This is a genomic window from Corynebacterium macginleyi, from assembly GCF_003688935.1.
Lineage (GTDB): Bacteria > Actinomycetota > Actinomycetes > Mycobacteriales > Mycobacteriaceae > Corynebacterium > Corynebacterium macginleyi.
In genome coordinates, this window is sequence record NZ_REGE01000012.1 from 64791 (window position 1) to 70965 (window position 6175).

The window sequence follows — 6175 nt, forward strand, 5'->3', positions numbered from 1 at the left end:
TCCTAACCGCCCTGCACGGCGACAAGGATGTCCAGTTCATCGCCCTCAGTGACCTTATAAGACCAGTTGCTGGCGGGGACCACGTCGCCGTTGACAGCCACAGCCACGCCCTTCGGTGAGGCATTGCCAGTCTCTGCTTCCACAACGGCGCCCACGGCGATTGGCCCATCGCTGCTGCGGGGTTCTCCATTTAGTGTGTATTCCATGATGTTTTTCCTTTCTTGGTCACTACCGGGTGGGCTTTACGGGCAGTGGCGTAGCGGATCGCAGGCCGAGATGTCTATCCCGGCTGCCAGGGATGTGCCCAACCCCAATTGAGCACCTACCTTAGCGCTCAGGGCAGACAGTAGGATCCCGTGGCGGAAGTAGCCGGTGGAGACCACTAGCTCTTCGCGTACTTTGCCCAGGTAGGGCAGGTCATCAGGGGTACCGGGACGGGCTCCTACCACCGCTTCGATGAATTCGCATTCTTCCAGCCCTGGAAGCACGCGGATGGCATCTCGAAGAAGCGTGTGCACACCGTCTACGGCAGGCCCCGTGCGGTTATCTTCGCGGCTGGTCGCCCCGACGGCGATGGTGCCATCGGTGCGGGGAATGACGTAGACTGGCCGGTCCTCCACGAATGCGCGCACCACCCGGGTCAGCGGTTCGCCGCTGGTACGTACTAATTCTTCTGGCACCCGTAGCCGCAGCATGTCGCCGAACACCGGCCGTAGCGCCAGGGGATGGGTACTCTCGAACCAGCCGTCCACATCCTTGGCACCTAGCCCGTTGCAGAGATAGATTATATCGGCGGTGGCCACTCGGGCATCGGCAAGCTGCACAGTGTGCCCGTCTATGCGCGTTGCTGCCGTGGCTACAAAGCGGACGCCGGCGTGCTGCAGGTATTCCACAAGGCATGCACTGAACATACGCGGGTTGATCTGATGATCGCCCGGGATTTCCACCGCGGCAGCCAGCTGGGGACTTAGCCCCGGTTCAAGGCCTCTGGCTTGTCGTAGTGGCAGTGCGTGGGCCTTCAGGCCGTGCTTTTGCTGCAGCACCAGCAATTCGCGGATGTGTGTGCCATCGGCGCGGTCGGCGCCTACCATCAGTGTGGATTCGCTACGGTGTCCAGTCGGTGCGGTGGTTTTCGCCCCCAGCCTAGCCAGCAGGCTGGGGAACATTTCGGACGAAGCCACCATTAGTGGGTACAGCGGTTCTTGTCCGTATTGCACTTCTGCAACCGGAGCTAGCATGCCACCGGCCACGAATGTGGCACCGCTAATGGGCTGGGGATCGACCACCACAATTTTTTGCGGGACAACGCCAGCATCGACCAGCTCGAATGCGGTGGCCAACCCGATGATTCCCGCACCAATGATGGCGTGCTCTGCCCGTATATTCTGACTAGTGCTATTCATGTGAGCCAGTGGATGCATTAGGGTTCGCCCGATCAAAAGCATCAACAATTGTGGTGGCCAGCGCAGCCGGGTCTTCGGAGTCTATAAAAGCACGCACGATCGCGACACCTGCCACACCGGTTTCGGCCAGCGATTCGGCGTCAGTGGCCTGCACGTCTCCAATGGCGACCACAGGAACAGCCGAAGTTGCCACGAGTGGGGGATAGCCTTCTAACCCCAGCGGGGTTCGGCCGGAGCTTTTTGTCGGCGTGGGGCGGAACGGGCCAGCGCCGATATAGTCGATCACATCGGCGTACTCGTTAGCCTCCCGCACTAGTTTTAGGGTACCGGTGGTCAGCCCGATAATCGCATCCTCGCCAAGGATTCGCCGCGCCAGGCGCGGGTCTAAGTCGTCTTGCCCGATGTGCACGCCATGGATATGGTGTTCGCCCATCAGGGCAGCGGCTACGTCTACTCGGTCATCAATAAGCACCCTCGTTGCCGGATTGGTTTCCCCGACTGCCGCGGCTACGTCGATAGCTAAGGCGGTTAGATCGCGCACACCGATGGGCTTACTGCGAACTTGAATGACGCCCGCACCACCGGCTGCTGCTGCCGCGGCAACCTGCACGACCTTTTTCAGCGTTGTGCCCGTAACGTGATAGCACCGCAAGTCCAGTAGGCTGCCCTGCGTAGCGGGCTGGCGATTAGCGCTCACTGTACGCCGCCGCTTCCTTCTCGAGGTCTTCGGCTACGGCCTTGGCCTTTTTGTGGTTTAGATATAGCTTGGATCCCGCGCGGCGGAATTCTTCGGCCATTTCTTCTTCTCCTTTCACATCAGTGACGCCCCCTCCATCGACACTGTGGCGGCCAAAGCCTGGCAGACCGAGGTCTTCGACTAGGGAGTTCTTCTGGTCAGGGGCCAGAGCCTTATCAATCTGCTCGCCAAAGGCGTCGCGGATGTCTTGGCTGATACGCATGGAACAGAACTTGGGTCCGCACATCGAGCAGAAATGGGCGGTCTTCGCGGGTTCCGCGGGCAGGGTTTCGTCGTGGTAGGACTGGGCGGTATGCGGGTCCAAGGACAGGGCGAACTGGTCGTGCCAGCGGAATTCAAAGCGCGCCTTGCTCATTGCATCGTCCCACTCGTGGGCCCCGGGATGACCCTTGGCGATATCTGCGGCGTGAGCGGAAACCTTGTAGGTGATAACACCGGTCTTCACGTCCTCCTTGTTAGGCAGTCCAAGGTGCTCTTTGGGGGTGACGTAGCACAGCATTGCGGTACCACCCATGGCAATATTGGCTGCACCGATGGCGGAGGTGATGTGGTCGTAGCCGGGAGCAATATCGGTAACTAGCGGTCCCAGGGTGTAGAACGGTGCACCGCCGCACCACTCCTGCTCTTTTTCGTTGTTAACCTGCACCATGTGTAGTGGTACGTGGCCTGGACCTTCGACCATGACCTGTACGTCGTGTTGCCAAGCGCGGTGGGTCAGCTCGCCGATGGTCTTTAGCTCGGCGAATTGAGCTGCGTCGTTGGCATCGGCGATAGAACCCGGGCGCAGGCCGTCTCCCAGCGAGAACGCGACGTCGTATTGGGCGAAGATCTCACAGAGCTCGTCAAAGTTCTCGTACAAGAAGGACTCTTTGTGGTGGGCTAGGCACCAGCCGGCCATGATGGAACCGCCGCGCGAGACGATGCCCGTTACGCGCTTGGTGGTCAACGGCACGAATGGCAGACGCACGCCGGCATGGATCGTCATGTAGTCCACCCCCTGCTCGCATTGCTCGATGACGGTATCGCGGAAGATCTCCCAGGTAAGGTCTTCAGCCACACCGTTGACCTTCTCGAGTGCCTGGTAGATCGGCACGGTACCGATCGGCACCGGAGAGTTGCGCATGATCCACTCGCGGGTGGTGTGAATGTCGTTGCCCGTGGAAAGGTCCATCACGGTATCTGCGCCCCAGCGGGTAGCCCAGCGTAGCTTGTCTACCTCTTCGCGGATCGAGGAGGTCACGGCGGAGTTACCAATATTGGCGTTGATTTTGGTGTAAAAGGCATTGCCGATGATCATCGGCTCGGACTCTGGGTGGTTGATGTTGCTCGGGATGATCGCCTTGCCGGAAGCGACCTGCTCGCGCACCTTTTCCACATCGCAGTGCTCGCGCAGTGCGACGTATTCCATCTCTGGAGTGATAACACCCTGGCGGGCGTAGTGCATTTGGGTTACGCGCTTGCCTTGCTTGGCCCGCAGTGTCTGGCGGCTAACACCCTTCCACTCGTCGCTGGCCTCGCCCCGTTTGAGGGCACGGTTACCATCGTCCAATAAGTTACGACGCCGACCCTCATAGGACTCTACATCGCGACGAGCTTCGATCCACTCGCTGCGCAGAGCCTTTAGGCCTTTGGTGGGTTCAGCCCACGGGCCGCGGGTGCGGTAAAGCCTCTGCGGTGCGTTTGGTCCGGTCGGGGAATTATCCAGCTGAACCTCGGTCTCCGGCACCTGCAGGGTGAAAGTCTTGCCGAAGGATTCCACTTGCTTCTCGATGGGGGCGAAGCTGTGCTTCGGGTGGATTTCCGCACCATATTCGTCGTTCGGAAGGGTGGTACGGGTGTGCTGGATAGACGTATCCGTCATAACTGACTCTCCTCAATCTTCCTTCGCTGGTTCTAACCAGGCAGGTTCTAGCGGTACTCGCGCGGGTGTGACAGCGCGATCTCAGCTCGATACCTCGAGCGCCCGTGTTCGGTAGTGCTACCCACTGTATCGCACCGCGCCCCAGCGTGAAGTGTTTGACCGAATGGTTGACCAAGAGGCGTCGATAGGAAAAGAGAAGATACGGTAGACAGCACTAGGGAGTCATTGGATGGGATGTCCGGGGCGCGGGCTAGACTTAGCGGTATGATTGATCGCAAGCTCCTAGATATTCTCGTGTGTCCGATCGACAGGCAACCGCTAGAGGATCACGGTGACTATTTGGTGAACCCTAGGCTAAACAAGGCTTATCCGGTGCAGGACGGAATCCCAGTCCTGCTGGTCGATGAAGCCACAGACTGGCCCATGGGGTCCAGGTAAATAGAGCCCCGCGCTCTGTAAAGAAAACAAATAAAAGGGGACAGGGGAGCACCTACGTATGAACGAAAACACGAATATCATCGACGAACTGCAATGGCGCGGGTTAATCAACCAGTCGACGGATTTGGAGACTCTGAAGGAGGCCGTTAAGAAACCGATTAGTTTGTACTGCGGTTTCGATCCGACGGGCAGCTCGCTGCACGCCGGCCACTTGGTGCCGCTCATTATGTTGAAGCGCTTTCAGCAATTTGGACACCGCCCGATCGCGTTGGCCGGCGGTGCGACGGGAATGATCGGCGATCCGCGCGATGTCGGCGAGCGTTCCATGCTCTCGGAAGAGCAAATCGCAGAGAATATGCAGTCAATCAAGACTCAACTTGAGTCTTTCGTCGACTTCACCGATGCAGGTGACGTTGTAACGCCAGCGGTGATGGTGAACAACGCTGACTGGACTACCCAGATCAACGTTATCGAATACCTACGCGATATTGGAAAGAACTTCTCGCTCAACACCATGTTGGATCGTGACACGGTTAAGCGTCGTTTGGAATCCGACGGTATTTCCTACACGGAGTTTTCCTACATGTTGTTGCAGGCCAACGACTTTGTCCACCTGCACAACGAGTATGACTGCGTATTGCAGATCGGTGGCGGTGACCAGTGGGGCAACATCGTTTCCGGTGTGGATCTGAACCGGCGCGTCAACGGTGCGAAGGTGCACGGCCTAACGGTGCCGCTGGTGACGGATGCCGAGGGTAATAAGTTTGGCAAATCCACCGGCGGTGGCAAGCTCTGGCTAGATCCGCAACTGACCAGCCCGTACTCCTGGTACCAGTACTTCATTAATGCTGGCGACAAGGTGGTTATCGATTACCTGCGTTGGTTTACCTTCCTTACCCAGGACGAGATCGAGGCACTTGAGCACCAGGTGGAGCAGGAACCCCACAAGCGCGAGGCACAACGTGTTCTGGCCCGGGAGATGACCACCTTGGTCCACGGCGCGCAGGCCACTGAAGCGGTGGAGCTAGCTTCCCAGGCCCTGTTCGGTAGGGCGGAGCTACAGGACTTGGACGAAGCCACATTGTCTTCGGCATTGCAAGAGACCGAGATTGCTCAGGCTAGCCCGGAGGCCACAATTGTGGACTTATTGGTCGCGGCTGGACTGGAAAAATCTAAGGGTGCCGCGCGCCGCACCGTGAAAGAGGGCGGCGCATACGTGAACAACTACCGCATTGAAGACATCGAGTGGTCCCCTTCTTCCCAAGACCTGCTGCATGGCTCGTGGCTGGTATTGCGTAAGGGCAAGAAGCGCTTTGCCGGGGCACGGGTTATAAATCCTTCTTAGTGGCGTCGCTTCGGTTCTTAACTGATCCCTTGGCAATTTCGTTTTTACGCTTTTGCCAGGGGATTTGTGTGTTTCTTTGGGTGGGGTGTAGGTTTATCTGAGTCGCCGGGAGGTAGCTGGTTGGTTACTTTTTAGTGATTTTTGTACTGGTCTGGTTCAGGGATTTGATTTGTTTCAGGTTGTTGGGTAGGTTGGTACGGGTCGCCGTTGAGAGGTTAATTTTTGGTTAATTTTCTTGGTGGTTGGTGGTGATGTTTGAGAACTCAATAGTGTGCCAATGTACTTATTTTTTGTTTTTGTGTGCATGGTTGTGTGTTGATTGGTCTGTTGGCCGGCGAGCCTGTTGTTGGTTTGTTGGTTGGTGTGTGCCG

Annotated in this window: 7 protein-coding genes; 2 read left to right on the top strand and 5 right to left on the bottom strand. The window is 57.9% G+C overall.

Going from position 1 to position 6175, the window contains the following annotated elements; all coding sequences use genetic code 11:
• Nucleotides 1-2: 2 nt before the first annotated feature.
• Genes thiS through thiC form a run of 4 tightly spaced genes read right to left on the bottom strand, consistent with a single transcriptional unit; the run spans nucleotide 3 to nucleotide 4021 of the window.
• The gene (thiS, locus tag D9V82_RS08705; RefSeq protein WP_121912011.1) at nucleotides 3-206 is read right to left on the bottom strand and encodes a sulfur carrier protein ThiS; all 204 of its coding nucleotides are present in this window, start codon (nucleotides 204-206) and stop codon (nucleotides 3-5) included.
• Nucleotides 207-242: 36 nt separating this feature from the next.
• A complete protein-coding gene (thiO, locus tag D9V82_RS08710) occupies nucleotides 243-1403 on the bottom strand; it encodes a glycine oxidase ThiO (protein WP_121912012.1) in 1161 nt (386 codons plus the stop codon).
• The gene (locus D9V82_RS08715; RefSeq protein ID WP_234457352.1) at nucleotides 1396-2061 is read right to left on the bottom strand and encodes a thiamine phosphate synthase; all 666 of its coding nucleotides are present in this window, start codon (nucleotides 2059-2061) and stop codon (nucleotides 1396-1398) included. The genes thiO and D9V82_RS08715 overlap by 8 nt, the downstream gene beginning before the upstream one ends.
• A 28-nt stretch (nucleotides 2062-2089) precedes the next feature.
• The gene (gene thiC, locus D9V82_RS08720; RefSeq protein WP_121912014.1) at nucleotides 2090-4021 is read right to left on the bottom strand and encodes a phosphomethylpyrimidine synthase ThiC; all 1932 of its coding nucleotides are present in this window, start codon (nucleotides 4019-4021) and stop codon (nucleotides 2090-2092) included.
• 264 nt (nucleotides 4022-4285) lie between these two features.
• Between thiC and D9V82_RS08725 the strand changes: the two genes are divergently transcribed.
• On the top strand, nucleotides 4286-4459 hold the full coding sequence (locus tag D9V82_RS08725; protein ID WP_121912017.1) for a Trm112 family protein: 174 nt from the start codon (nucleotides 4286-4288) through the stop codon (nucleotides 4457-4459).
• Between the two features lie 58 nt (nucleotides 4460-4517).
• Complete coding sequence (gene tyrS / locus D9V82_RS08730; RefSeq protein WP_121912015.1) at nucleotides 4518-5804, top strand: tyrosine--tRNA ligase; 1287 nt, start codon at nucleotides 4518-4520, stop codon at nucleotides 5802-5804.
• A gap of 174 nt (nucleotides 5805-5978) precedes the next feature.
• Here the strand turns inward: tyrS and D9V82_RS12425 are convergent.
• On the bottom strand, nucleotides 5979-6175 hold a 197-nt coding region (locus tag D9V82_RS12425; protein ID WP_208635842.1), incomplete at its 5' end, for a hypothetical protein.